Genomic DNA, 26674 nt, shown 5'->3' on the forward strand with positions numbered 1-26674 from the left:
CACAAATAATCTTTCAGTTACTTTCCCTTACATTCCATTAACATTATAAAGTAACAGAAATGAGGTACCTATGAAAATATTGCTCAAACAAGCCATTGTCTATCCTATTACATCCCAAAAATTTCAAGGGGATGTACTCGTTATAGGAGAAAAAATTGCTGAGGTCAAGCCTTCCATTCAACCTACTCAAGATATGACAGTTATAGACGCACGTGCTCTTCATCTCTTACCTGGATTTATTGATGTCCATACCCATCTTGGTCTCTATGATGAAGGTACTGGTTGGGCTGGCAATGATGCAAATGAAACATCTGAAGTTTCAACACCACATATCCGTTCTTTGGACGGAATTCACCCTTTTGATATTGCATTTCAAGATGCGGTACAAAATGGAATCACAACTGTTCACGTTATGCCAGGAAGTCAAAACATTATCGGTGGTACTACTTGTGTAATAAAAACAGCTGGAACTTGTATTGATCATATGATTATTCAAGAACCTGCTGGTCTAAAGATTGCCTTTGGAGAAAATCCTAAAAAGGTCCATAGTAATGGCACAAAAGAGTCCATTACGCGTATGGGAATTATGGGATTACTTCGGGAATCATTCTATGAAGCACAGCACTACGGGCATGAAGCTGATTTTCGAATGCTTCCTATCTTAAAAGCATTACGCCGTGAAATACCCGTACGTATCCACGCTCACAGAGCAGATGATATTATTTCTGCTCTACGCTTTGCAACAGAGTTCAATCTTGATTTACGTATTGAACATTGTACAGAAGGACACTTTATTGTTGAAGAACTTTCGAAACACAATTTGAAGGTTTCAGTTGGCCCCACGCTTACACGCCGTTCTAAAATCGAACTAAAAAATAAAACATGGGATACTTACCATATATTATCAAAAAATGGAGTGGAAGTTTCCATCACAACAGATCACCCCTATACACCCATTCAATATTTAAATGTTTGTGCTGCTGTCGCAGTAAGGGAAGGATTAGACGAAAAAACTGCACTAGAAGGAATCACTATATTTCCAGCGCGAAATTTACGTTTAGAGGATAGAATTGGAAGTATTGAGGCTGGAAAAGACGCTGATCTTGTGCTCTGGACCCATCATCCTTTCCATTATTTAGCCAAGCCTGTACTAACTATGATTGATGGAAAAATAATTTACAAAAAAAATAAAAAAAACTAGTTTATTTTTTTGACTAGATAAAGTATTATACGATTATAAACTGAATGAAACCATAATCAATTTGTGTCGTGATTATCATTTTCAAATTGATGAATGGGGAAGGCAAATGGTGCGCCACCAGCGTTAGAAACTGGTTCTAGTGGGTTCGATTCCCACCCCGAAATTTTTTAAAGATTGATATAAAAATTTCGAGGGTGGGGTGTTTTTTCGTCATGCTACCCTCGTGTGAGGAGGAGTTAGTATGTTGAAAAAACGCGACTTACACGACAGCCACGTTCTATACGAGTTAATGGTGGATCCAGCTGTCTTCCCTTTTGTGCGTCAAAAGGCTTATTCTTATGAGGAATATTTATTTTTAACGAAACAAACGATTGAAGCTGAAGAGCGTGGGGAATTAATTTCACGCACAATTTTAGATGAATGGGGTAACCCTATCGGAACAATTACTTTATTTGATGTGCAAGAAAAAGCCGGATTTCTTGGAACATGGCTTGGCAAACCTTATCACGGAAAAGGCTACAATAAATTGGCAAAAGATTCATTTTTTAGCGAACTTTTCTACGAGTTAGATATTGAAACGATCTTTATGCGTATTCGCAAAATAAATATTCGTTCTATTAAAGCTGCAGAAAAATTACAATATGTAAATCTAGCAAACGAAACAAGAAAAGCCGTTTATGATGAAATTAACGCGAATGAAGAAGTATATAACTTATATGAAATTCCAAAAGATCAATATACACTTGCTACAATGCGAGATACAACGTTCCAAGATTCTCATCACTTAAAAGAAGCATAATCTAAATTTTCAGAAATAATAATTAACCATTAACATTTTGATATATACGTATATCACCCCATGTCTTTGGAAACGATATATAGTGACTTTAGGACACGAGGTGATTTGTAATGGATAAAAAGAAACGTGACAAAACAAAAAACGCATTATCTAGTACACAAGAAGTTCTCTACCAACGAGAATTTCGTAAAGCAGATCGCGCAGCGGGTTATCGCTCAAAAAGTATTTAAAGTGAGAATGAATAATTAGAAGTTCTCCCCCCTAATTATTCATTCTCATTACATATTTTTTCTACGTGATAGAGTAGAGTAGAAAAAAGGTTCCTTATAAATAAGGAACCTTTTTTCTGTGGATAACGTTATCCACAGAATTGATAGAATTGTGAATGAATTACAAAAACCCTTCACAAGTTTGTATGTTGTAACGCACATCAAATGTTAGAATTGTGGATATTTTTCTAAAAATTGTGGATGATGTGGATATAGTTGTTAATATTCCGATTTTACTGTTTAATGAAAGCGTAATCTTCATGTGGATAAGTCTTTATCTTGGAAAACAATAAAAAACCCTCTTTAAACATACAAAAGAGGGTTTCATATTAAGTAAATGATTGTGCAAGAGCAGGTGATTTAATAGGTATATGATTCGGTTCTACATGATTTTCTGCCAAAATTGTATCCACAATATGATCAGCTGGCTCCGGACGATAAATGCTTTTCATCGCTTCTTTCATTTGAAGAAGCTTCATATCATCTTGTAATAACGCCTCTGTTTTTGCAAAAACCTCACTATCATCACGAATGACAACTGCAGCCCCTTTTCTTTCAAAGTACATCGCATTTTCATTTTCTTGTCCTGGAACAGGCTTATATAAAATGACAGGTACTTGCAATGCTGCCGCTTCACTTAACGTAATACCGCCTGGCTTTGTAATCATACAAGAAGTAACACGGAATAGTTCATCAATATTTTCTACATAACCAAATACTTTTAATGCATCAGGATTTTTTTCCTGTAACCCTAATAAATCCTGTTTTAACGCTTCATTTTTCCCACAAACGACAACTACTTGTAAATCAGGTACTGACATAAATGATTGGCATAGTTCTTTTACACTTCCTAATACCCCATGAGCACCTGCTACAATTAGTAAAATCTTTTTATTCTTACATAACTGATATTTATTATATATAATGTCTGGATTAATCTTTAACTCAAAACTACTACGAATCGGAATTCCAGTTTCAACAATTTGCTCCGCAGGTACACCAATATCAACCATAACTTTTTTTACGTGATCAGTTGCTACAAAATAACGATCTACTTCCCGATGAATCCATATTTTGTGCACACAAAAATCCGTTAATACGTTATACACAGGAATTGAAATACCTGTTTGCTTTTTTAATTCTGGTACAGCTATAATCGGAAAGGTATTAATAACAATATCCGGTTTCTCCGCTTGTAAAAGTAATTTCAAACGTTTTCTTCCAAAATTCGCATACCAAGATGCTATTTTTTTATCATAAATTTTTTCCACGCCATAATAAAACAAGCGGTACAATTCTTTTCCTATTGTATAACTTTTTAAATATAAATATTTTGTAATATCGGTTATAACCGGATGTGATTCTCCGAACAAATCGCATACAATTACATCTTTAATTCCTTTTTGGCGAAATGTTTGTTCTAATGTTTTCGCTACTTGCACATGACCGTTTCCGTAATGTGCAGTTAATATTAAAACCTTGGGGTTTTTTATCAAACAAATCCACTCCTAGCTTATTGTTTCTCCATATTGCATATACGACAATAGGAAAAACATTTTCCTTAAAAATTACATAAACAGACTCTAATATTTCTCTTTCAGCTATGTACCTGTCGTGGATATGCAAAGCATATAAGATTGACCCCTTAATCCTATCTGTGCTCATATCTTTACATTATACTTTCCTATAAGAGCTTTCGCAATAACTTACAAATGTTCTCTATTCCATGATACTCACTCTTTTACTTCTTAATTCTTTTTACTATTTTGATTTCCCTTTACAATTATGTAAATTTCTCCACTTATTCCTTACAAAAATATGGATATTCTATTTTCAGTATACTCTTTTCTCCATATATACTCTAGGTTTTATTGTAAAGAAAGCAAAAAGCCTAACCCAAAATTTGGATTAGACTGCTTGTAAAATATGTCTTGCTTCTTCTACATTTTTTTCAGTAGGCGGTTCTACATTTGCGAGTGGATACTTATGCCCAAGTGCCTCCCATTTATATACACCGAGCTTATGGTATGGTAGCACTTCAACTTTCTGAACATTAGACAGACTTTGAATAAAACTAGATAGTTTTTGTAGATCCTCTTCATTATCAGTAATACCAGGAACTAATACGTGTCGCACCCAAATCGGTTTATTTTTATCCGATAAATAACGAGCAAATTGTAAAATATGTTCATTTGGTTTTCCTGTTAACTTACGATGTTTCTTTGAATCAATATGTTTCAAATCCAATAAAACTAAATCTGTGTACTCCATTAAAATATCTAGCTTATTTTGGAATTCTGGTTCTTCAGAATAACAACCACCCGAGGAGTCAATTGTTGTATGAATTCCAATTTCCTTACATTTCTTAAATAATTCAATTAAGAAATCTAACTGTAATAATGGTTCCCCACCACTAACTGTTATACCGCCTCCGGAAGCTTCAATAAAAGGAAGGTAACATGTCACATCCTGCATTACTTCTTCGACTGTTATTTCTTTTCCTTTACCGATCTCCCACGTATCAGCATTATGACAATATTGACAACGTAATAAACACCCTTGTGTAAATATGACATAACGAATTCCTGGGCCATCAACAGTACCACAAGACTCTACAGAATGAATTCTTCCTTTTACCATGTTACTTCCTCCTTTATTGAAACAGCCTCCCTCTGCTATTTATAAAATGCAGAGGGACACTTTTTTCATTTACATGCTTTCATGCATTGTACGGTTAATTACATCGATTTGTTGTTCACGAGTTAATTTAATAAAGTTTACAGCGTAACCAGATACGCGAATTGTTAATTGTGGATATTTCTCAGGATGTTCCATTGCATCCATTAATGTTTCACGGTTAAATACGTTAATATTTAAGTGATGGCCTTCTTTTACTGCATAACCATCAAGCATTGATACTAAGTTACGTACTTGTACTTCATCCTCTTTACCAAGTGCTTTTGGAATAATAGAGAATGTATTAGAAATGCCATCTTGTGCATCTTCATATGGTAATTTAGCTACAGATAATAATGAAGCTAACGCACCTTTTGTATCACGTCCATGCATTGGGTTCGCACCTGGTGCAAATGGTTCTCCAGTACGGCGACCATCTGGAGTGTTACCAGTTTTCTTACCGTATACAACGTTAGATGTGATTGTTAAGATTGACATTGTATGAACAGAATTTCTATATGTTTTGTGTTTACGAAGTTTATTCATAAATGTTTTCACAAGATTTACAGCAATTTCATCTACACGGTCATCATTGTTACCGTATTTAGGGAAATCTCCTTCAATTTCAAAGTCAACTGCAATTCCGTTTTCATCGCGAATTGGTTTTACTTTTGCATGTTTAATTGCACTTAAAGAGTCTGCTACTACAGATAGACCCGCGATACCTGTTGCCATTGTACGAAGAACATTTGTATCATGAAGTGCCATTTCAATACGCTCGTAGCTATATTTATCGTGCATGTAGTGAATAACATTTAATGTGTTTAAATATAGACCCGCTAACCATTCCATTGTCATATCAAACTTATGCATAACTTCTTCATAATCTAATACTTCAGAAGTAATCGGTGCGTACTCAGGACCAACTTGTGCTTTAGATTTTTCATCTTTACCACCGTTAATCGCATATAGTAATGCTTTTGCTAAGTTTGCACGTGCGCCGAAGAACTGCATTTGTTTACCAATTCTCATTGCAGATACACAACAAGCAATTCCGTAATCATCGCCGTAGTCAGCACGCATAATGTCATCATTTTCATATTGAATTGCTGATGTTTTAATAGACATTTTCGCACAGTAGTTTTTAAAGTTCTGTGGCAATTGTTTAGACCAAAGAACTGTTAAATTTGGTTCTGGAGCTGGTCCTAAATTATCTAGTGTATGCAAGAAACGGAATGAGTTCTTTGTTACTAATGGACGGCCATCTAATGCCATACCGCCGATAGACTCAGTTACCCAAGTTGGGTCACCAGAGAATAATTCATTATAATCAGGTGTTCTTGCAAATTTCACAAGACGTAATTTCATAATGAAGTGATCCACAATTTCTTGTACGTCTTCTTCTGTTAAAGTACCATTTGCTAAATCTCTTTCAATATAAATATCTAAGAATGTAGAAGTACGTCCAAGACTCATTGCAGCTCCGTTTTGCTCTTTAATTGCTGCAAGATATGCGAAGTATAACCATTGGAATGCTTCTTGAGCAGTTGTTGCTGGCTTAGAAATATCAAAGCCATGAGAAGCAGCCATTTGTTTTAACTCTTGAAGTGCACGTATTTGCTCAGATAACTCTTCGCGTAAACGCATTGTATCTTCACTCATTACACCGCCAGTTAAATTTAAATCTACTTTCTTCGCTTCAATTAAATGATCTACTCCATATAATGCTACGCGGCGGTAGTCACCGATAATACGTCCCCGTCCGTATGCATCCGGAAGACCAGTAATAACACCTGATTTACGAGCAGCTCTCATTTCTGGTGTATAAGCATCAAATACACCTTGGTTATGAGTTTTTCTCCAATCTCTGAAAATACGACTAAGCTCTTTATCCATTTCGTATCCATAAGATTCACAAGCTTGTTCCGCCATACGAATACCACCATATGGTTGTAAAGAACGTTTAAATGGTTTATCAGTTTGGAAACCGACTACTTTTTCAGTCTCTTTATTTAAATATCCTGGTTCATGTGATGTAATAGAAGAAACAATTTTTGTATCCATATCAAGAACGCCACCGTTTTCACGTTCTTTCGTTGTTAAATCCATTACTTGATCCCAAAGTTGTTTCGTTGCTTCAGTTGCTCCCGCTAAGAAAGATTCATCTCCCTCGTAAACGTTTACATTATTTAAAATGAAATCGCGAACATCAATTTCTGCTTTCCATTTTTCACCTTTAAAGTTTTCCCATGCGTTTTTAACATTTTCTAATACTTGAGTCATCCTAATCTCCTCCATTTTTGATTAGTACAGGACTAAGATTTTTTATATAACAGCTTACACACTTAGAATACTACTTTTTTACGAAAGTGAACGAAATAGTTGTGACATGTTTGTGAAACATTGAGCAAACTACTATATACATAGTGTTAACTTCATTTGAAAGTCTTTAAAATTAACCCTTTCCTTAATTGTATTTTTTTGGTATTCTTATATACGAGTCCTATTTTGTAATATAAGAACAATACCCATTGTAGAGCTGTAATACTCTTATCTCCTAATCTGTTATAGTTTTTATAGCAGAACAAAAAAGTGTACATATGTTGTACACTTTTTTGTTACCTATAAAATGAAACTTTAATCAGTGGGGGTCTTACTGCCCATTAAAGTCGGATAAAATATCTCTTTTTCTATTTCCATCATGGAATCCACCACGACTGCCTGTTAATACAATTAATTGCTCTAACCCTTCTATATGATCACCAATAATTCGAAGTACAGCTGGTGGATGACCTATTTTAGCAAAATGTTCACTGGGTCGAATACGGTTCATCTTATCGACTTCAACACGACTTACACATGCAACTTCAAATCCTGAAAGAATAGCTTTCGCTTGGGCTACACACGGTGTCAGTAAAGATCTATATCCAATTCCCTCCAAACACTGACGACTAAACGCATTCGGTACAGCGATAAGAGAGCCTACGCCTAGATCTTTTCTATCACAAGCTAAATTTAATGCATATTTAAATGCAGTTACAAGATGAAGCGGTACTCTTAAATCTAAATAATGATTTAGATCATTTAATGCAACATCTGTTCCATCTGCAATAGCTTTCGCAAAAGGATATAGCTCACTCGCTGGAATAACAAAATCGCCGTCTATAAATAACACAATTTCTCCTTGTGCGAAATACGTTCCAAGTGAGCGCCCCACATCATTTCCGAGTGCTTCTTTATATACAATTGTCGTTGCTCCCTTTTCTTTTGCAATCGTTGCTGTTTGATCCGACGAACCATTTACAACAACGATAATTTCAAAAGGTTCAATTTTGCGAAGCTCTTCTATAACGTTTCCAATTGTTTTCTCTTCATCTTGTACAGGAATAATGACCGATAATTGCTTTCCCTTATACAAATTCGATGTAACGCCCCATCCTTGATAAAAATCTTCAAAATCTAAAGTATGATAGACACTACCTCTTTTCCTATTTCCATCATAATACCCTCCGCGCTCATCGCTACCTACTATTCGCTCCGCTACAGCTTCTATGTGGTCACCTATCATCCGTTTTTCAGAATGAGAAAGCCCCGTGCCATACGCAGCATGCTCGGTCGGCCGAAATTTATTTGGTGTAATAACGTCAATTGCACAATGTCGACTAATTCTCCATTTGCTTTGAATAAGGCGTAAATGAGCGACAATAGGATTAACAAAACATTCATATCCAATGCTTTGAACAACTTCTTTCGTCAACGCGTGAGGTACAGATAATAAAGAATCAATCTTTAACTCTTCACGCTCTAGCATTGCATTTAATATTTGGCGCCATACTGTCACTGAGTGTGGTTTTTGTTTCTTTAAAAATAACGCATCCAAATTATTTAAAACGATGTCGGCCTGATCATGTAAAATTGGATTTAGGAATAATTGTAACTTTGAAGTTTGAATAGCAAAATCTCCATCTATAAATAGTAATACGTCACCTATCGCGTGTTTTGCGCCAACTGCACGGCCAACATCATTCCCCAGTAGCTCTGTATACTTGATTACTTTACACCCTAAACGATCAGCAACCTCTTCTGTACCATCATTACAACCGTTTGCTACTACAATAATCTCTACTGGATTTAATCCTTTTGCCGATTGAATAACGTCTGAAATCGTATCCGCTTCATTACATACAGGTATAATAATCGATAGTGACTTAGCCATTGTTTTCTTCACGAAACCATTTAATAGTTTCTGTCAACCCTTGTTCCCACGTTACTTTCGCTTGAAATTGAACAAGTTCTCTTAATTTCGTTACATCTGGTCTTCTATTTGGAATTTCTTCAAAGCCATGTGGATATACCTCTTCGAAAGGAACTTGAACAATCTTTGAAGAAGATTTCGTTAGCTTTTTAATTACTTCTGCTACTTCTTTTATACTCTTTTCATTCTCAGAACCTATATTAATAATCTCACCATTTACCTTCTCATCCATTGCTCGAATCGTTGCCTCTACCGCATCACTTACATACGTAAAACAACGTGTCTGTTTTCCATCTCCATATACGAGAATGTCTTCTCCTTGCAGTGCTGCGCGAATAAATCGTGGGATTACCCCTGCATACGGACCATCTTTCGCTCTTGGACCATAAATATTAAAATAACGAACAATCGTTACAGGTAAGCCTTCTAAAGCGTATCCTAAACATAATGTTTCTTCTAACGTTTTACAAACTGCATAACTCCAACGTATTTTAGAAGATGCACCATATAATCGATCTCCTTCTTCAGAAAAGGGTGGCTTTGCCTTACCATATACTTCTGAAGTAGACGCAAAAACAACTTTCTTCTTTCCTTTTAGCGCTGCTTGTAAAATGTTTCTCGTTCCATCAAAATTCGTTTCAATAAGCTCTATACTCTTTTCCATTGTCGTTTTCACACCTAAAATTGCTGCTAAATGAAACACTACATCATGTTGATTCACTAATTCATAAATAGAATTTTGATCTAAAACACTTATTGGAATAACCCGAATTTCTTTCATTAACTCATCATGATATTTATTTTTTCCTTTATAGAAGTTATCAACGATAGTGACATCATAACCTCTTGTCACTAGCTCTTCAGCTAAATGTGATCCAATAAATCCTGCTCCACCTGTAACTAAACATTTCTTACTCATACACTCACCTTCTTTATAATTCCACGTGTATCTACGACTTGCTTTATCCCTTTAAAAACCTTCCAATCGATATTAGAGTGGTCTGTTAAAATTAAAATACAATCCGCTTGTTTAACGACTTGTTCATCCAAAGAAACAGATTGATACACCTTATCTCCAAATTTTGCAGAAGAAATATATGGATCGTGATACTCTATCTCATATCCTTCTTTTATTAACAACTCAATAATTGGTAACGCCGGTGATTCTCTTAAGTCATTTACATCTTTTTTATATGCAATCCCTACAATTAAAACCGTTGCAGGTGATTGCACCACACCTTTTACTTTCCGGACCATTTTTTCTGGCATTTCCTCATTAATTACATGTGCCGCCTCAATTAATTGACTCATTGCTCCATTCTTTTTTATTCTCCACTGGAAATATAAAGGATCTACCGGAATACAGTGTCCCCCTATCCCTGGTCCTGGCCAATACGGCGTAAATCCAAATGGTTTTGTAGATGCCGCTTCAAGTGCCTCATAAAAATCAATTCCTAAACTTTCACATAGTGTATTTAACTCATTTACTAATGAAATGTTGACTAAGCGCTGAATATTTTCAAATAGCTTACACATTTCTGCTACTTTTGGGGAGCTAACTGGAACAACTACATCAAATATAGTGCTATACAAAGCCTGTACTTTTTGTTTACACATTTCTGTTTGTCCACTAATGACTTTTGGAATCGTTTGAACTGAATATTGACTATTAGCTGGATCAATTCTCTCAGGAGAATATCCAATATAGAAATCTTCTCCTACCTTTTTTCCTGTTTGAGAAATAATCGGAATAATAACTTCCTCGAGCGTACCTGGATATGTGGAACTTTCGAAAATGAAGGTTTGTCCTTTTTGAAGGTTTTGTTGTATATAATGCGAAGCTGAAATGAGGGCACTTAAGTCTGGTTCTCTTTGTTCATTAATTGGAGTTGGGACAGTGACAATAACGTAATCACTATTTTGAAAATCAGCAATACCTTGATCCGGTGTATTTACTATTAATTTTTTTCTAGTCAATAAACTTTGTAACAATTTAGAAGAAACATCTGGAATATAACTTTCTCCCTGTATAATTGATTCTATTTTTCTAGTATCTTTATCTAATCCAAGTACTGTATGTCCTCTCTCTGCAAAATGAACTGCCAAAGGAAGACCAACATATCCTAATCCGATAATGGCAACTGTACTACTAACATTCATCTGTATTCTCTTCTTCCTTTCTCAATTGTTGAATGATATTTCTATCCCGCTCTCCATCTGTAAAACTCCCGCGCTCGTCTGTGGATTGCAATAAATATGCAATCGCCTCGAGTTGATCACCGAAAATACGATCGAATGCTGGAATACGCCCATTTACAAATCCATGTTGCTCTGGGCGTACTCGATTTGTTTTTATAACATCTACAAATTCTACCGCTGTAATAGAGAATCCCTCCAAAATAGCTTTCATTTGAGCGAGTGGCGGAATGATAAGAGAATCATATCCGATTTTCTCTATTACTTTTTTATGCATAGCATGTGGTACTGCCGTTAATGAGTTATTCCATAAATCTGGTCGTTTCGCTACTAAATTCACAAAATATTTTCCCATGCTAATTGGGTCTGCCGGATGAAACATGTCTAATAAACACTGTAAATCATTTAATGCCACATCATTTCCATCTTCAATAGCATGTAAAAATGGAATTAGTTTTTTTCCTGGAATAACAAAATCACCATCGACAAATAAACAAATATCGGCCGTAGCATGCATAGCTCCTATCGCTCGGGCTACATTATGTCCAAGCGCTTCCTCAAATTCAATAACAATGACATTCTCTAGCTTCGCTTGTTTAATTGTCTCAACGTCCGCCCCATTCGCAACAACTATAATTTCATCTACACCTGATTTTTTCACTTCTTTTATAACAGATCTTAAAGTCGTCTTTTCTTCTGATACTGGGATAATCGCACTATATTTCGCTTTTTTCTTTTGTAATAACACTGGTTTATACTTTCCTATAAACTCTCTATCCCTATTTCCTTCCGAAAAGCCACCACGCTTACCATATATTTCGATTACGTATTGCAAAGCACGTAAATGATCCCCCATAATACGACTAGTCGCTTTCGGATAAGGAGAGCCAGGTGATGTACCAGTATGAACGGGACGCACTTTATTTGTATGAATGACATCGACAGAAGCCATATCGACAATATCTACTCCTCTAGACATCGCTATCGCTTGAAATAGTGCTGGATCCGCTAAATTCCACCAACCAAACTTTTGAATAACTTCCCTACTCATTGCATGCGGAATTGCGATTAAAGATCCAACAACAAGCTCTTTTTTATTCAAATAACGATTCAACATAAATTTGCCAACTGTCGTATAATGCGGTCTCATCTTTAAATAAACAGACCATGTTAAATTATTCACAACAATTTGGTGACCTTGCTGAATGCCTTTTATAAAACGTTGTAGCTCTTTATTATCAATGACGATATCACCATCTAAAAACAAAACAATGTCGCCTTTCGCTTCTCTTGCACCAATTGCCCGTCCAACATCATTACCAAGAGAATATTTATAATAAATGACATGGCAATGATGTTGTAAGGCTATTTCTTTTGTTCCGTCTGTCGATCCATTATCTACTACGATAATTTCATATGGTTTCAATTTCTCCACTTCTACTAAAACTTGTGATAAAGTACTCACTTCATTATGCGCTGGAATAATAACTGATACCCTCATATTTTTACCCTTCCAAGCGAACATAAGAAATGATGGGAATACGTACAACTACATCTTCCGGTGGTCCATAAGAAGGAGAAGTACGAACACTTACTGCCCCGTCTGTCACAGATAACAGAATACCTGCAACAATTTCGGCCGCTGTCACAACTTGCACTAACTCACCAACATGGTTACGTAATTCTTCAGTAAATAACATATATAAGTCTCCTTTCTTACGCTTCTTTAATTGATATAATACTTGTAAATGGTAATAAAACTTCTGTTCCTATTCCTTCTTGCAGTGTTAAAAAGTCATCACCAACTGCTACAATCACACCTGTTAACTGTCCAACTGTCACCGTAATTTCTACGTTTTTACCCAAATACTGCTCTGCAATCTCTTTAAAAGGTGATGTATTACATTCTTTTAAAATGTTACAAATAATAGATTGAAATCTACTTGATTCAATAAATTCTTCCGTAGCTTGCTTAGAGTTTCTTTGAATAAATCTCGCGAAGTTTTGTGAAAATAAAAGTCGTTCCACAGCAGGTAATAACTTATTATCTAAAAAATAATCTAATTGTCTATTAAACAATCTCGATAACTTTTTCCAATACTTACCGAATAAACACATACACTTCTCCTCCTATTATTTTTAAATTATAAAAATATATCCATACATCTTAATGTATACAAAGCAGACTCTTTTTGTGATAGGTAAGACATACATTTTTCAACGAAACAATATGTTCTAATCACAAAAAAAGATAGAGGGTATCCCATCTATCTTTTTTTATATCTTAATTTTTAATTGTAACTATCGCAGAAACACCATAATAAACCGCTCTCGGTAATGCTGCCTGTTCACTTATAGAAGCTGTAACAAGAGAGCCACCGCTTGCCGAAAAATACTTAACAGCTTCTAACGGAATACCATCTTCTTTCACATCAATATGTGTTCCATCTCGCCAGTCTATTTTCTGCATTGTTGCTGAAAGGTCCCCAGTCACTTTACCAAATTCTTTACCATCCAACCCTAGAAAGATCCATTCCCACTTTGTTAAACTTAGTACTTGTTTCAACTCTCCAATTTTCTTTCCATCTACATTAGAAAAAATATAAAAGTTGCGTACTCCCATCTTCTTTTGAACACGCAATAATCTTTCTCCCGAGTCATTATATAAATAAAATTGTTGCTTATGTAGTCCCTTAAAAAGAAAAGAGAGTACAGCTTGCCATATACTTTGAATCACAAAATCATACTCTTCTTTTAAAAATCCTACTGCACTGCCATCTAATCCAAAGTATGTAATCACTTGAAATACTCCTACCTCTTTGCGAACAACAAATTTTTGTTGCTCCAATAATTCAGAAGTCTCTATATTATAATTTTCCTGTTTGAGCATTTTTGATCTTCGTTTTTCTATAAAGCTATATATTAATAATCCAAATGCCGGTAGTACAACACTTATTAATTTCAGATTTTCTTTCTCCGAAGTGAATAGCATCCCTTTTTTATATTCCATCACTAATCCAATTGCGACGATAATCCATACAATGACAGATACAAAAAAAATGCGTTTCGCATTACGTGCGTGATGCTTATGTATACTCATATCCCTCCCCCTTTTCCATTTACCCCGCTATTTGCCGGGCAGTAAGATCCCCACCTCAAAATTCGGCGAAAGCAAAGAAGTTAGGTGGGGATCTTACTGCCCGTAAAAGCCCGATTGGTTCAACTAATAATCAGTGTGGGATGAAGCCCCCCACTGATTAAAGTTTCACTTTATTTCATTATCCCATTGCACATACACTTCCTCAATAAAAAAGACTATCCAAAAGGATAGTCTCTTACACTTCAATATTTCGCAACATCGTATAAATGTCGTTATTCACTTTACCAAATGATTTAATGTTGTTTTGAATGTTAGATAATAAAACAACATACACACTTCCATTTTTACTAAATCCATTTAAACAGTTCCAGCCTGGCATTACACCGTGGTTCGAGTAACTTCCCGGATCTACATACCATCCAAACCCGTAATCCTTTTTTCCGCCTGTAAACATTTGATCGTAGCTTTCTTTTGAAATTAACTTTCCAGAGAAGAGCGCTTCATTAAATAAATATAAATCATGGGCACTTGTATATATATCACCACAACCATAAAGTTGTGACATACTTGGAATATTAGGTGTTGTCATATTGTTATTTACTATTTTATAACCTGTCGATGGAAATCTTGTTTGTTCTAGCTCTCTACCAAAACCAGAATGTTTCATACCAGCAGTAGCAAAAATATGTTGTTTAATATACTCTTCTAACGGTTGTCCGCTTACCTTTTCAGCAATATAGGCGAGTATCGAATAGTTAGAATCGGAATACTTCCATTTCTCTCCTGGACTTCCAATACGCTTTTGCTTTCCTATTCGTTTTATCAATTCTTCATGAGAGATATCCTCTGTTCCCTGCTCATACTCTGGAATCCCTGACGTATGTGTTAGTAAATGTTTTAACTGAATACCATTACCTTGAGGGAAATCTGGAATATACTTCGCAATCGTATCCTCTACATTTAACTTATTTTGATCTTTTAATTGCATAATAGCAGTCGCTACAAAAGCCTTTGAAATAGAACCAATATAAAAAGTTGTCTCTGAATTATTCGGTACTTGTTTTTCTTTGTTCGCCATACCGTATCCTTTATTCAAAAGAACCTTTCCGTTCTTCACAATAACCGCTGTCCCGCTAAATCCTGTTTTTTGCAAATATTGATCTAATTGAGCGTTTTCATTAATTTCTTGAGGTGGTCCCTCAGCAGGCTTTTCCACAGCTTGTGCTTGCTTCACTTGTTCTTCCTGCTCTTTTTGCTTTTTTGCTTCTTGCTTCTTTTTTTCTTCTTTCTTTTTTAGCTCTTCTTGTTTCTTCATTTCTGCTGCAGCTTTTAAAGTTTCTTCTTTCTTATTATGCGCAACAATTTTTGTATACATGAAATATATAAGTGAAAATAGTAAGACGAGAATGATTGTTCTTTTTATGTATACAATTGGCCGACGTGATTTCCCATTCGCATTGTTTTTTTCGTGATCCATGATTGCTTTTTTCCCCTTATTTACCGATAATTTAATTCCACTACACAAGATTCATTCCGGATCTTTTTCATAGATTTTCGACATTCCATTCGACGTCATCCCTACTTTATCACGCACTGCACATATTACCAACCTATATGCACAAAAAAGAAAAAGAAAATTTACAAAAGTAAGATTCCCGTTAAATTTTTAATAAAAAAAAGAGGATACCCTCTAAAAAACTGATGTTATCAATTTTTTTGGATATCCTCTTATCTAATTATTTATACGTGTTTTTTCATATCATCGGCAACAGATTCAACATTTGTACCTACGATAACTTGGACACTCGTATTACTTAATTTCATAACACCTTTTGCACCAGCACGTTTTAATGCTGCCTCGTTTACTTGACCAGCATCTTTCACTTGTAAGCGTAGACGTGTTGCACAGTTATCAATAACTGTTAAGTTTTCTTTTCCACCTAAAGCTGCTACGTAAGTTTCACCAATTGAACCTGCAACTGGAGCTTCTTCACCTTCAGCTACTTCCTCTTCATCTTCACGACCAGGAGTTTTTAGGTCGAACTTCTTAATTAAGAAGTAGAATACTACAAAGTAAATTGCTGCGTAAATTAAACCAATTCCTGCTAATAATACTGGTTTTGTTGCAATACCGAAGTTTAAGAAGTAATCGATTGCCCCAGCACTAAATGAGAAACCATCGTGAATGCCAAGTGTTGTTGTAATGAATAGAGACAGACCTGTTAATACAGCATGAATACCATATAATACTGGTGATAAGAACATGAATGAGAATTCAATTGGCTCTGTAATACCAGTTAAGAATGAAGTTAATGCTAGACCACCTAACATACCTGTAACCATTTTACGTTTTTCTGGTTTAGCAGCTGCAATCATTGCGAAACATGCTGCTGGTAAACCGAACATCATGATCGGGAAGAAACCAGTCATAAACATACCTGCTGATGGATCTTTTGCAAAGAAGCGTGCAATATCACCATGAACGATATCGCCAGCCGCATTTGTAAAGTCACCAAGTACGAACCAGAAGTATGTGTTCATTACGTGGTGTAAACCGATTGGAATTAATAAACGGTTTAATAATCCGAATAAACCAGCACCAATTGAACCTAAGTTTACGATACCATGTGCTACTGCATCAATACCACTTTGAATTGTTGGCCAAATTTGACCGAATACTAATCCTAAAAGTAACATTACGATTGAAGTAATGATTGGTACGAAACGTTTTCCTGCAAAGAACCCTAACCATTCTGGCAGTTTAATCTTATGGAATTTGTTGTATAGTAATCCCGCAACAACCCCTGCAATAATACCACCGAGTATGGCCATATTGATTTTCGGCGTTAACGCCGCTGCTTTTGAAACCTTTGTCATTGTATCTGCTAATTTAGTTGGATCTACTGAACCGACTAAATCTTGAACACTTTTTAATTTATCATTTAACTCTGCTGCTGAATACGTCTTACTTAGAGCATTCGTTGTATTTTGTAAAACAAGATATCCGATTGCTCCGGCAAGTCCAGCTGCTCCACTACCGTCAACAGACAAACCGATTGCAACACCAATTGCAAAAATAAGTGCTAAATTATCAAAAATTGCTGCACCGGCCTGTGCCATAACAGGAATGTTAAATACGTCTTCTTGTCCTAAACGAAGCAATAATCCTGCTGCTGGTAGTACGGCAATTGGAAGCATTAACGCTTTACCAATACGTTGTAGAAACTGCAACATTTTAATTCCCCCTATCAAATTTATGAAATCGTTATCATTATAAGTACGCCTTAGAAAACGCTTTCTATTTACATAACCATAATAACATATAGTTGTATAGATGTGTAGTTTTTATTTTTGAATTTTTTATGGATAAATCTCCTATTTCCAAACTGTTATATAAAAGGAAATTTCTCCTTTTTTACTACAGAATATTCAAAACGAAAGACCCTCTATAGAACATGCAACTTTCGTTTTATCATTCCACTTTTTCATGTTATTATTTATTTCCGAGCATATCGGGAAAAGTAAACTTAGTTAATTCGAAATAGGAGCGTTGGTACTATGCAGTGCATTGAAACAAACAACTTACAACAGTTGTTAGAACAAGTAAAACCATATACGAAAAAAGGAAAGCTTGCTACTTATATCCCCGAACTAGGAAATGCCAACCCAGATGATTTAGGGATTGCCATTTTCCATAAAGAAACAGAATACATCCATGCTGGCAACTCACAAACACTATTCACTCTTCAAAGTATTTCAAAAGTAATTACACTTGCACTTGCCCTTTTAGATCGTGGTGAAGAATATGTATTTTCTAAAGTTGGAATGGAACCAACTGGTGATCCATTTAATTCTATTATTAAGTTAGAAACGACAAGTCCTTCTAAACCACTTAATCCAATGATTAATGCGGGGGCACTAGCCATTACAAGCATGTTAGCAGGTAAAGATAATGAAGAAAAAATGGAGCGCATTCTTCATTTCGTACGTGAAATAACAGATAATCCTACTATTAATTATTCTTCTAAAGTTGCTAATTCAGAATTAGAGACAGCTTACTTAAATCGCTCACTTTGTTACTATATGAAACAAAACGGAATTATCGATTGTGACATTGAAGAGCTGATGGATTTATACACTCGTCAATGTGCAGTTGAGGTAAACTGTATCGATTTAGCACGTATCGGCTTAATTTTTGCGATGGATGGATATGATCCATATAAGAAAAAACAAATTATCCCTAAGCATATTACAAAGATTTGTAAAACATTTATGGTTACATGCGGTATGTATAACGAGTCTGGTGAATTTGCGATTCGTGTTGGTATCCCCGCAAAAAGTGGTGTAGCTGGTGGCATTTTCGGCTGCGTAAAAGGAGAAATGGGAATTGGTATTTTCGGACCAGCTTTAGATGCAAACGGAAATAGCATCGCTGGTTTTAAAATCCTTGAACTTCTTTCTGCTCAAGAAGGTTGGAGCATTTTTTAATTCAGAGCCATCCTGCTATACTAGCAGGATTTTTTTATTCCATAAAAACCTTAACTTTATCAGCTACCAATCCCCTACAAAAACAGTACTGAAAGTTTCTCTATATCATGCATATTTGCTCCCCCAACCTGAATAGTATAGTACAACCTAGCGCTATATGTGGAGGTGTGAAGGATGAAACTAATATTTCAGATGGAAAAACAGCCTGTTCTTGAAAAAACAATTCTTCTCTTTATATTGAGTATTGTAGAAAGCTTAAAGTTAAAAGTGGTTTCACTCGATGAAGCTCACCGATACATATTCAATTTAGAAGTACTTGAACTATTAATGGATCGGAACATCGATGATCAAGTACTTGAACTTATTCATTTCGGAATGGGACTTGAAGACATTCATCATGTGCTTCCCGAAGAATTTGAGCATACGATTGAAGAATTAAAGTGGCTTTGTATCCAAGTATTAAGTGAGTACAGTATGCATGAAGAATCGGAACAATTAATTGAAGATATACGTTAAAAAAGCACCTATGTAGGTGCTTTTAATGTTTTTTTAAACTATTTTTATACGTTTCAATATTTACTGGTAGCTCTTCCTCTTCTAAAGTATGTTCATTTACATCTTTATGAATGAATGCTCCTTTAGGTGGTTGATGGTCATGCCCTTTTTTCTTATGATCAAATGCTTTTCCGCGTCCCATACGGATCCCCCTTTCTTTAAAAGAAATCCGTATTAGTATGGAGAAAAGTACGTCGATATATGCAATCCTTTGCCATATTTCCAAGGAAATACTCGAACGTTGTTTTTTGTTCTCCTTACAACAACTGATCGATCCCAATAAGAATTAATAACACTCCCGCAATAACCGTAGCCCATTTCCCTAAGTATTCTGCTAAGTATCGTTTTCCTACATACGAAAAACCACTTATACAAATAAAACTAAACACACCAGAAATAATCGCTGTAAGCCAAAGGTTTAAATTTGTTACCCCAGCATCAAATCCACCTGCAATATTATTAATTGATAATGCAACGCCCAAAACAATTGCTTCTGAAAAACTAATTGTTTTAGAACCATCAAAATCTGCTTTTTCCGGATCACGTAAAATCCCCATAAGTACACTATCATCTTTAGAGTCTACGGTCTCTTTTTTACTCAAGAAAGGCTGACATAAAATAAACACTCCAATTATTCCTAAAACAATTGCCCCTATCAAATTTGCCGTGAAATCTGAAATAAATAATGCGATCCAACTCCCAAAAAAGCCAGCTAATAAAGTAAATAAAAACCCAAAAAATGCGATGATAAAATTGTTGAACCACGAAATTCTAATTTTACGAATGCCATATGCAATCCCAACACCTGCATTATCTAAATTAGAAGCAATCCCAATTAAAAGAATTGAAAATAGACCTGCCGTACTCATAAACAGCCACCCCTTTTTCTCACTTTTCCATGCATCTTATGAAAATGTTGAGCAACTGTGCCTGTCTGTTTCATATACATGTAATAAATGCTCAACATTTTTTCAACAACAAAAAGGAGTGCCTTCGCTATGCCTAAAGAAAATCCAAATGAGCGGCTTAGTACATTAATAAAAAAACTTTTAAAAGAACGTGCCTTATCTATGCGCCAACTCGGAATGCTTACAAATATTGATCCCGCAACAATCTCAAGAATTATGAATGGTAAACAACCGCCAAAACAAAAACATCTACAAAAATTTGCAGAATGTTTGCAAGTTCCACCCCAATTGTTATTTGATGAAATGTATCCTGATTCTCCACACATTAATAAAGAAAAGACGGATATGTACACATCTCTTGATACCATTCAGCAAACGCTGCAATCCTCTAACTTATTCGATTTCGACTACACAACAACCCGTGTGAAACAAGAACTTGAGAACTATGAACGATATGCTCAAACAACAGAAGGAGAAAAACGTATTCATGACAGTTTTGCAAGTAAGCTAGAACAAATTGATAGTGCTGGTCCTTTCATTGAACAATTAACGGATATGTATCAACAATTTTGCAATGAAACGATTCCAAAAGAAGAGCGTGCAGTTCTTGGGGGGGCATTACTGTATTTCATTTTATCGACAGATATTATTCCTGACTATCTCTTTCCAATTGGCTATTTAGATGATGCAATTGCTGTTGAATTAGCAAAAGAGAAATTAATCGAACTAAAACGAAAGACATAGAAAAATAAAGTGAAACTTTAATCAGTGAGGGGGTTCTTCATCCCCCACTGATTATTAACCCTCACCAATCGGACTTTAATGGGCAGCCCGTCCCCCCACCTAACTTCTTTGCTTTCGCTGAATTTTGAGGTGGGGGTCTTACTGCCCATTAAAGCGGGATAAAGAACTATTTCAGTTGTTTCTATTCAACTCTGAAATAGTTCACTAAAAAATCGTACAAGTATACATACCTGTACGATTTCAACATACTAATCTATTTTTTCGTATGACACCATTCATATATAAATGCTGTTATTACTTTTGTAAATTCGATTAACTGTTCCACTTCAACTTTCTCATTTATTGAATGAGCCTCTTCTAATGTACCTGGTCCGTAAATAACAGCTGGAATATGAAATTCACTAAACCAACCACCATCCGTTACCGTTGCAGACATATCTAAAATTGCATTTTTAGATAAAATTAATTCATGTACTGAGCTAAGCGTTTTTACAGCTGCATGTTCACTATCTATTTCTAAAGAAGGGAAAATTTCACCACGATCCACAATCATTGATTCTCCGCCCCACTTAAATTTTGGTGGATTTTCACTTAACCATGGATCGGCAGCTGCTACTTTCCCAATATACTCTTCAATTTCTTTTATTATTTGTTCATATGTTTCATTCGGATAAAAGTGTACTGTTATCCATAACCGGCACTCATCCGCAATAAACGCTGCATGTCTTCCGCCCTCAATAACAGCTGGATTAATTGTTGTTGTTCCAGATGGATAGCCTTCATATGTTTTCATGACTGCCCAATGACGCTCTAATTCTTGTAAACTTTGCACAATTTTCATCATTTTTTCAATCGCACTCGCTCCGAATAAACGTCCTCCAGCATGAATCATTTGCCTGCGTGTTGCATCATGAAACGTTTGGGGGCTTTTCACAGTAATCCATCCAGTAATTACGCCGCCCTGTCCTTGCGTATGTAAATCACTCGTATCCACTACGACTGCAAAATCAGCATCATAACCTCTTTTACAGCATTGAAGTGTTCCTGCCTCTCCAACTTCTTCCCCAATTACGGATTGAAAGATTAAATCTCCAGGTAATTCAATGCCAGCTTCTTGTAAAAGCTGAATAGCAAATAGCGCTCCAGCTAATCCCCCTTTCATATCAGCCGCACCACGTCCAACTAACCAACCATCTTTTATAAATGGCTCAAACGGATTCGTCTCCCACTCCTCATCTGCTGTCACTTCAGCTACATCCATATGTCCATTAATAATAAGACTTTTATGTGTGTCACTTTCTATCCCTTTTTTCACCCCAACAACGTTCGGATCATTCTGATATACATCCCATTTATCAACACTAAAATTTCGTTTTCTTAAAAACTCTGCAACAAATTCTTGCGCCTCATTTGTGTTTCTCGCCGGCGGTGCTGGTGTTTCAAAACGGATTAATGTTTTTGTAAGTTCTAGCAATTCCTCTTTCCTTACATCTATTTGTTTTAGCAACTGCGAAACTTCTGGATTCATCACTAAATTCCCCTTTGCATACGTAGTATGTTTCCAGCTTTATTTTCACAAAAAAAGAGACTGTTTACAATTTTACAGTCTCCGAATTACTCAATATTATAAACTTTCTACTTCTGTTGTATTTGTCTTTTCAATATGTTCTACTTTACGTGCCTTATTTCTTGTCGCACGGTAAAACAGTAAGCAAACAATCATAAATGGAATACCACAATATAACGCCATTCTTTGCTCTGGAATAAAGGCCATAGCAACAATTACTGTTACATTTAATAATAATGCAAGCAGTGGTACGAATGGATATAGCGGTGTTTTAAATTTCAAGTCTTTCACATCCCCGCCCTGCTTTATATACGCCCTTCTAGCTAATAAGTTAGATAGAGCAATAGATGCCCAAACTAATATCGCCCCAAATCCAGCAATAGATAGTAACCATAAATAGACTGTGTCTTCCGCATAAATGCCGGATAGTAATGAGAGACATCCTACAATCGTACTTACAATTAATGCATAAATAGGAACGCCGCTTTTAGATAACTTACTAAAAATCGGACTAATCATTCCTTGATTAGACATAGACCATAGCATACGAGAAGTTGCATATAACCCTGAATTTGCAACGGATAGAACTGCTGTAATAATAACGAAATTGATAATATCGGCTGCATAAGGAATACCAATTTTATCAAATACAACAACAAATGGGCTTTCTATCACGCCTGCTTGCTGCCAAGGGAATAACCCCGCAAGAATAAAAATAGATAATACAAAGAACACCAGTATACGCCAAACTGTATTATTAATTGCCTTCGGGATCGTTTTCTCTGGATTTTCACTCTCACCTGCTGCAATGCCGACTAGTTCTGTTCCTTGGAAAGAAAAATTAACTGCAATCATCGTAACTAAAATAGCTGATAAACCATTCGGAAACAGCCCACCGTAATCAGTAAAGCTAGAGAACATCGGTGCTGGTTCATTTCCTTTCATATCTAGAAAACCAAACATTGCTGCCCCGCCCAAAATAATAAATGCAATGATCGTAATTACCTTAATACTTGCAAACCAAAATTCAACTTCTGCAAAACTTCTTGAAGATAACGCGTTGATAGCAAAAAGCAGTACCGCAAACACTACGCACCAAATCCATGAAGGTACATCAGGAAACCATCGTTTCATTAAAATGCTAACTGCAATGAGTTCAATCCCTATCGTAGCTGACCAGTTTAACCACGACATCCATCCGACTACATAACCAGCTGCAGGGGAAATGTGCTTCGTAGCATAAGTTTGATAAGATCCTGCGTCAGGCATTGCAACAGCTAACTCTCCAAGACAGAGCATCGTTAAATACATAACAAATCCTCCGACAAGGTACGCTACAATCGCTCCTCCTGGTCCAGCTTCATGAATTGTATACCCAGATCCTAAAAAAAGACCAGTACCAATAACTCCTCCAAGTGCAATCATAAATATGTGCCTGCTTTTCAATTCTCTTTTTAGTCCTTGATTTTGATTCATCATATAAATCCCCCCTTTTCTTTTTGTAAACCTATTAAATGTAAGCGTTTTAAAAATTCTTTATCGTAAAATAAATTATTAAAAAGTGCAAAATACATATAATGCTATTAATCACTACCTGTTATTAAAAGATCATCCCTCATTGTTATTAATAACTTTTGATCAGCGATAGCTTGTCCTTCTACTACTTCTAATGATTCAATATACCCACTTATTCCTACCTTAATTTCTACTTTCTGTTTATCTGTCGTTTCAATTAACGCTAATTTCTCCCATTCGTATACGTAAGAACTTTCTGTAACAAATAACTTCTCTACTTTCCCGTAACAAGGACTATACACGCCTTCTATAACCGTCTTCACTTTATAAACTCCTCCTTCTTATTAACTGGTACTGAAACGTTGCATATCCCTCCTTTAAAGATTTCTACTATTATTTATGCAAAAAACATACCAATCTCCAATTCCTATTTAAAATGAGGATTCCTCACCAAAAAATCTTCCTAACCGCAAAATTTTTCTATCATTTAAGAGATTTTAAAAGAAAAATAGCAAAAAAATTTTGCGATTTTATAAGAATTTTAATAAAATTATAAAAAGTCAGTCTTCATAGGGTGAAATGAGGAGAAGATAATCTATGCGTACAGAAGACATTAATTTTAAACAGATCATTGAAATGAATATGCTATATGAAACTTTGCTCAATGAACTCGATATCGGGATTCATATTATTAATGAGGAAAGTAAAACGATTATCTATAACCGCAAAATGATGGAAATTGAATCAATGGAGCGCTCAGATGTGCTATATAAAAGTCCTTTAGAAGTATTCGCATTTGAAGAAAATAAAAATAGTACTCTTATAGAAGCATTAAAATTAGGAAAAACAAACAAAAATATAAAACAAACTTATTTTAACAATAAAGGGCAAGAAATTACGACGATTAACGATACTTTCCCTATAATAGAAAACGGAAAAATTAAAGGCGCTATTGAAATTTCAAAAGAGATGAATCACTTAAAGCAAACAATAAAAATGGACTCTTCCCGAAAACAAAACACTAAATTTACCTTTGATCACATAATTGGTGATTCTGAAGCCATTCAATCCACCATTGCGGAAGGAAAAAGGGTAATTCGCACATCATCCTCCATACTTCTCGTAGGAGAAACAGGAACTGGAAAAGAACTATTTGCACAAAGTATCCATAATGAAAGTCAACGTTCAGGCAAACCATTTATTTCGCAAAACTGTGCCGCTATACCTGATACACTCATGGAAAGCTTATTATTTGGTACGAACCGCGGTGCATTTACAGGAGCTATCGATAAAGCCGGTTTATTTGAAGAAGCAAACGGAGGAACTTTGTTATTAGATGAGATCAATTCGTTAAGTCCAGCACTTCAAGCGAAGTTACTGCGAGCTATACAAGAAAAAACAATACGAAGAATCGGAGGCACACAAGAAAAAGAAATTGATGTTCGTATTATAGCAACTATTAATGAAGACCCTCTTGAAGCTATGACACACAATCGATTGCGGGAAGACTTATATTACCGATTAAGTGTCGTTACTTTATGTCTCCCGCCTTTACGTGAACGAAAAGAAGATATTCCTGCTCTTGTTCAACACTTTATCGAAAAGTACAACATTCAATTTGGACTCGGCGTAACAGATGTAGATGTACATGTAAGAGAATTCTTATATGCATATGATTGGCCTGGAAACGTACGAGAATTGGAACATGTCATTGAAGGTTCAATGAATTTAGTTGAAGATGAAAATATCATTACAGCGTTTCACCTTCCCACTCGCTTTCGCGAACGAATAAAAAAAGAATTCAATATGCAACCTCTCCTAACTAATAACGATACTGATGCGCCAAAAACGTTAAAGCACACAATAGCAGAAATGGAAAAGAACTACATCAATCAAATTTTGAAAGAGTATCACGGTAATATTTCACAAGCTGCAAAATTTTTAGGATTAAGTAGGCAAAACTTACAATATCGAATTAAAAAACTGCATTTACACATATAAAATGAAACTTGAATCAGTGGAGGTTTTGTCCATCTTCCACTGATTACTAGCCCCATTTTTATTTCCTACTAAAACGGGATTAATCTTTTTTCCAAGTACAAATAAATATTTGGTAAAATATGCTACAATAAACATATAACATACTAGAAAGGAACGATATATATGAGTAATGATAACAAATTAAAGTTATTACAATACTTAGCCTTCTTCCCTACCCTTGTATGTATGATGTTACTCATTGATATGAATGCCTATCCTTATGCAAAACTACTAACAACAATTAGCGGCTCTTTTGCAGCTATTATGCTTGCTACTTTTTGGAATTTGAAGATACGTATGAAGAAAGAGAAATCTTCTTAACGCCAAAACATAAAAAATCGAGCCTACACAGCTCGATTTT

At 35.4% G+C, this 26674-nt stretch carries 25 protein-coding genes; 8 read left to right on the forward strand and 17 right to left on the reverse strand.

From position 1 onward, the window contains the following. Positions 1-70: 70 nt before the first annotated feature. The 3 genes from MR079_RS09785 to MR079_RS09795 all read left to right on the forward strand — a co-directional run bounded on the left by MR079_RS09785 (position 71) and on the right by MR079_RS09795 (position 2230). Positions 71-1201: an amidohydrolase gene (locus MR079_RS09785; RefSeq protein ID WP_139869520.1), complete on the forward strand. Its 1131-nt coding sequence runs from the start codon at positions 71-73 to the stop codon at positions 1199-1201. 241 nt (positions 1202-1442) lie between these two features. Beyond that, on the forward strand, positions 1443-2000 hold the full coding sequence (locus MR079_RS09790) for a GNAT family N-acetyltransferase (RefSeq protein WP_000914738.1): 558 nt from the start codon (positions 1443-1445) through the stop codon (positions 1998-2000). A gap of 110 nt (positions 2001-2110) precedes the next feature. Continuing rightward, entirely contained in the window at positions 2111-2230 is a 120-nt protein-coding gene (locus MR079_RS09795) for a YfhE family protein (protein ID WP_000358485.1), read from the forward strand. 368 nt (positions 2231-2598) lie between these two features. Here MR079_RS09795 and MR079_RS09800 read toward each other — a convergent pair whose 3' ends face one another. The 12 genes from MR079_RS09800 to nagE all read right to left on the reverse strand — a co-directional run bounded on the left by MR079_RS09800 (position 2599) and on the right by nagE (position 17730). Beyond that, a complete protein-coding gene (locus MR079_RS09800; protein WP_000594706.1) occupies positions 2599-3765 on the reverse strand; it encodes a diglucosyl diacylglycerol synthase in 1167 nt (388 codons plus the stop codon). 412 nt (positions 3766-4177) lie between these two features. Continuing rightward, on the reverse strand, positions 4178-4909 hold the full coding sequence (gene pflA / locus MR079_RS09805) for a pyruvate formate-lyase-activating protein (RefSeq protein WP_000238472.1): 732 nt from the start codon (positions 4907-4909) through the stop codon (positions 4178-4180). Positions 4910-4978: 69 nt separating this feature from the next. After that, a complete protein-coding gene (gene pflB / locus MR079_RS09810) occupies positions 4979-7228 on the reverse strand; it encodes a formate C-acetyltransferase (protein ID WP_139869519.1) in 2250 nt (749 codons plus the stop codon). A 370-nt stretch (positions 7229-7598) separates the two neighbouring features. Further along, entirely contained in the window at positions 7599-9161 is a 1563-nt protein-coding gene (locus MR079_RS09815) for a glycosyltransferase family 2 protein (RefSeq protein ID WP_242293943.1), read from the reverse strand. Next, on the reverse strand, positions 9154-10119 hold the full coding sequence (locus MR079_RS09820) for an NAD-dependent epimerase/dehydratase family protein (RefSeq protein WP_242293944.1): 966 nt from the start codon (positions 10117-10119) through the stop codon (positions 9154-9156). The genes MR079_RS09815 and MR079_RS09820 overlap by 8 nt, the downstream gene beginning before the upstream one ends. Next, a complete protein-coding gene (locus MR079_RS09825) occupies positions 10116-11360 on the reverse strand; it encodes a nucleotide sugar dehydrogenase (protein WP_139869516.1) in 1245 nt (414 codons plus the stop codon). Before MR079_RS09825 ends, MR079_RS09820 begins: the two co-directional genes overlap by 4 nt. Next, complete coding sequence (locus MR079_RS09830; RefSeq protein WP_242293947.1) at positions 11350-12921, reverse strand: glycosyltransferase family 2 protein; 1572 nt, start codon at positions 12919-12921, stop codon at positions 11350-11352. Before MR079_RS09830 ends, MR079_RS09825 begins: the two co-directional genes overlap by 11 nt. Next, complete coding sequence (locus tag MR079_RS09835; protein ID WP_000899480.1) at positions 12902-13096, reverse strand: LSm family protein; 195 nt, start codon at positions 13094-13096, stop codon at positions 12902-12904. The genes MR079_RS09830 and MR079_RS09835 overlap by 20 nt, the downstream gene beginning before the upstream one ends. A gap of 16 nt (positions 13097-13112) precedes the next feature. Next, entirely contained in the window at positions 13113-13514 is a 402-nt protein-coding gene (locus tag MR079_RS09840) for an LSm family protein (RefSeq protein WP_000335520.1), read from the reverse strand. Positions 13515-13680: 166 nt separating this feature from the next. After that, positions 13681-14496 carry a sugar ABC transporter ATP-binding protein gene (locus MR079_RS09845; RefSeq protein ID WP_139869514.1) on the reverse strand — a complete coding sequence of 272 codons (816 nt, stop codon included), beginning with the start codon at positions 14494-14496 and terminating at the stop codon, positions 13681-13683. A 235-nt stretch (positions 14497-14731) separates the two neighbouring features. Further along, positions 14732-15973, reverse strand: a complete 1242-nt coding sequence (locus MR079_RS09850) for a serine hydrolase domain-containing protein (protein WP_139869512.1) — start codon at positions 15971-15973, stop codon at positions 14732-14734. A gap of 263 nt (positions 15974-16236) precedes the next feature. Beyond that, positions 16237-17730, reverse strand: coding sequence for an N-acetylglucosamine-specific PTS transporter subunit IIBC (nagE, locus tag MR079_RS09855; RefSeq protein ID WP_000938882.1), 1494 nt, complete (start codon positions 17728-17730; stop codon positions 16237-16239). A 324-nt stretch (positions 17731-18054) separates the two neighbouring features. On the opposite strand from nagE, the gene glsA reads away from it, so the two are divergent. After that, positions 18055-18984 (forward strand): glutaminase A, encoded by a 930-nt coding sequence (gene glsA, locus MR079_RS09860; protein WP_001149853.1) that lies wholly within the window; start codon positions 18055-18057, stop codon positions 18982-18984. Between the two features lie 174 nt (positions 18985-19158). Beyond that, positions 19159-19500, forward strand: a complete 342-nt coding sequence (locus MR079_RS09865; protein ID WP_139869510.1) for a DUF3969 family protein — start codon at positions 19159-19161, stop codon at positions 19498-19500. 22 nt (positions 19501-19522) lie between these two features. Here the strand turns inward: MR079_RS09865 and MR079_RS09870 are convergent, their stop codons facing one another. Both MR079_RS09870 and ytaF read right to left on the reverse strand, forming a co-directional pair. Then, entirely contained in the window at positions 19523-19681 is a 159-nt protein-coding gene (locus MR079_RS09870) for a hypothetical protein (protein WP_000532411.1), read from the reverse strand. 115 nt (positions 19682-19796) lie between these two features. Continuing rightward, positions 19797-20408 (reverse strand): sporulation membrane protein YtaF, encoded by a 612-nt coding sequence (ytaF, locus tag MR079_RS09875; protein ID WP_139869509.1) that lies wholly within the window; start codon positions 20406-20408, stop codon positions 19797-19799. A gap of 129 nt (positions 20409-20537) precedes the next feature. Here ytaF and MR079_RS09880 point away from each other — a divergent pair, with 129 nt between their 5' ends. Continuing rightward, the gene (locus MR079_RS09880; protein WP_001123724.1) at positions 20538-21191 is read left to right on the forward strand and encodes a helix-turn-helix domain-containing protein; all 654 of its coding nucleotides are present in this window, start codon (positions 20538-20540) and stop codon (positions 21189-21191) included. Between the two features lie 253 nt (positions 21192-21444). Here the strand turns inward: MR079_RS09880 and MR079_RS09885 are convergent, their stop codons facing one another. The 3 genes from MR079_RS09885 to MR079_RS09895 all read right to left on the reverse strand — a co-directional run bounded on the left by MR079_RS09885 (position 21445) and on the right by MR079_RS09895 (position 24596). Further along, positions 21445-22719 carry an acetylornithine deacetylase gene (locus tag MR079_RS09885; protein ID WP_242293945.1) on the reverse strand — a complete coding sequence of 425 codons (1275 nt, stop codon included), beginning with the start codon at positions 22717-22719 and terminating at the stop codon, positions 21445-21447. 96 nt (positions 22720-22815) lie between these two features. Next, positions 22816-24237 (reverse strand): amino acid permease, encoded by a 1422-nt coding sequence (locus MR079_RS09890; RefSeq protein ID WP_139869507.1) that lies wholly within the window; start codon positions 24235-24237, stop codon positions 22816-22818. A gap of 104 nt (positions 24238-24341) precedes the next feature. After that, positions 24342-24596 (reverse strand): biotin/lipoyl attachment domain-containing protein, encoded by a 255-nt coding sequence (locus tag MR079_RS09895; RefSeq protein WP_139869506.1) that lies wholly within the window; start codon positions 24594-24596, stop codon positions 24342-24344. Positions 24597-24870: 274 nt separating this feature from the next. On the opposite strand from MR079_RS09895, the gene MR079_RS09900 reads away from it, so the two are divergent. Further along, the gene (locus MR079_RS09900; protein WP_139869505.1) at positions 24871-26274 is read left to right on the forward strand and encodes a sigma-54 interaction domain-containing protein; all 1404 of its coding nucleotides are present in this window, start codon (positions 24871-24873) and stop codon (positions 26272-26274) included. A gap of 162 nt (positions 26275-26436) precedes the next feature. Beyond that, on the forward strand, positions 26437-26634 hold the full coding sequence (locus MR079_RS09905) for a hypothetical protein (protein WP_139869504.1): 198 nt from the start codon (positions 26437-26439) through the stop codon (positions 26632-26634). Positions 26635-26674: the final 40 nt, after the last annotated feature.

Origin of the sequence: Bacillus cereus group sp. BfR-BA-01381 (assembly GCF_022663555.1) — a bacterium.
Taxonomy (GTDB): domain Bacteria; phylum Bacillota; class Bacilli; order Bacillales; family Bacillaceae_G; genus Bacillus_A; species Bacillus_A pacificus.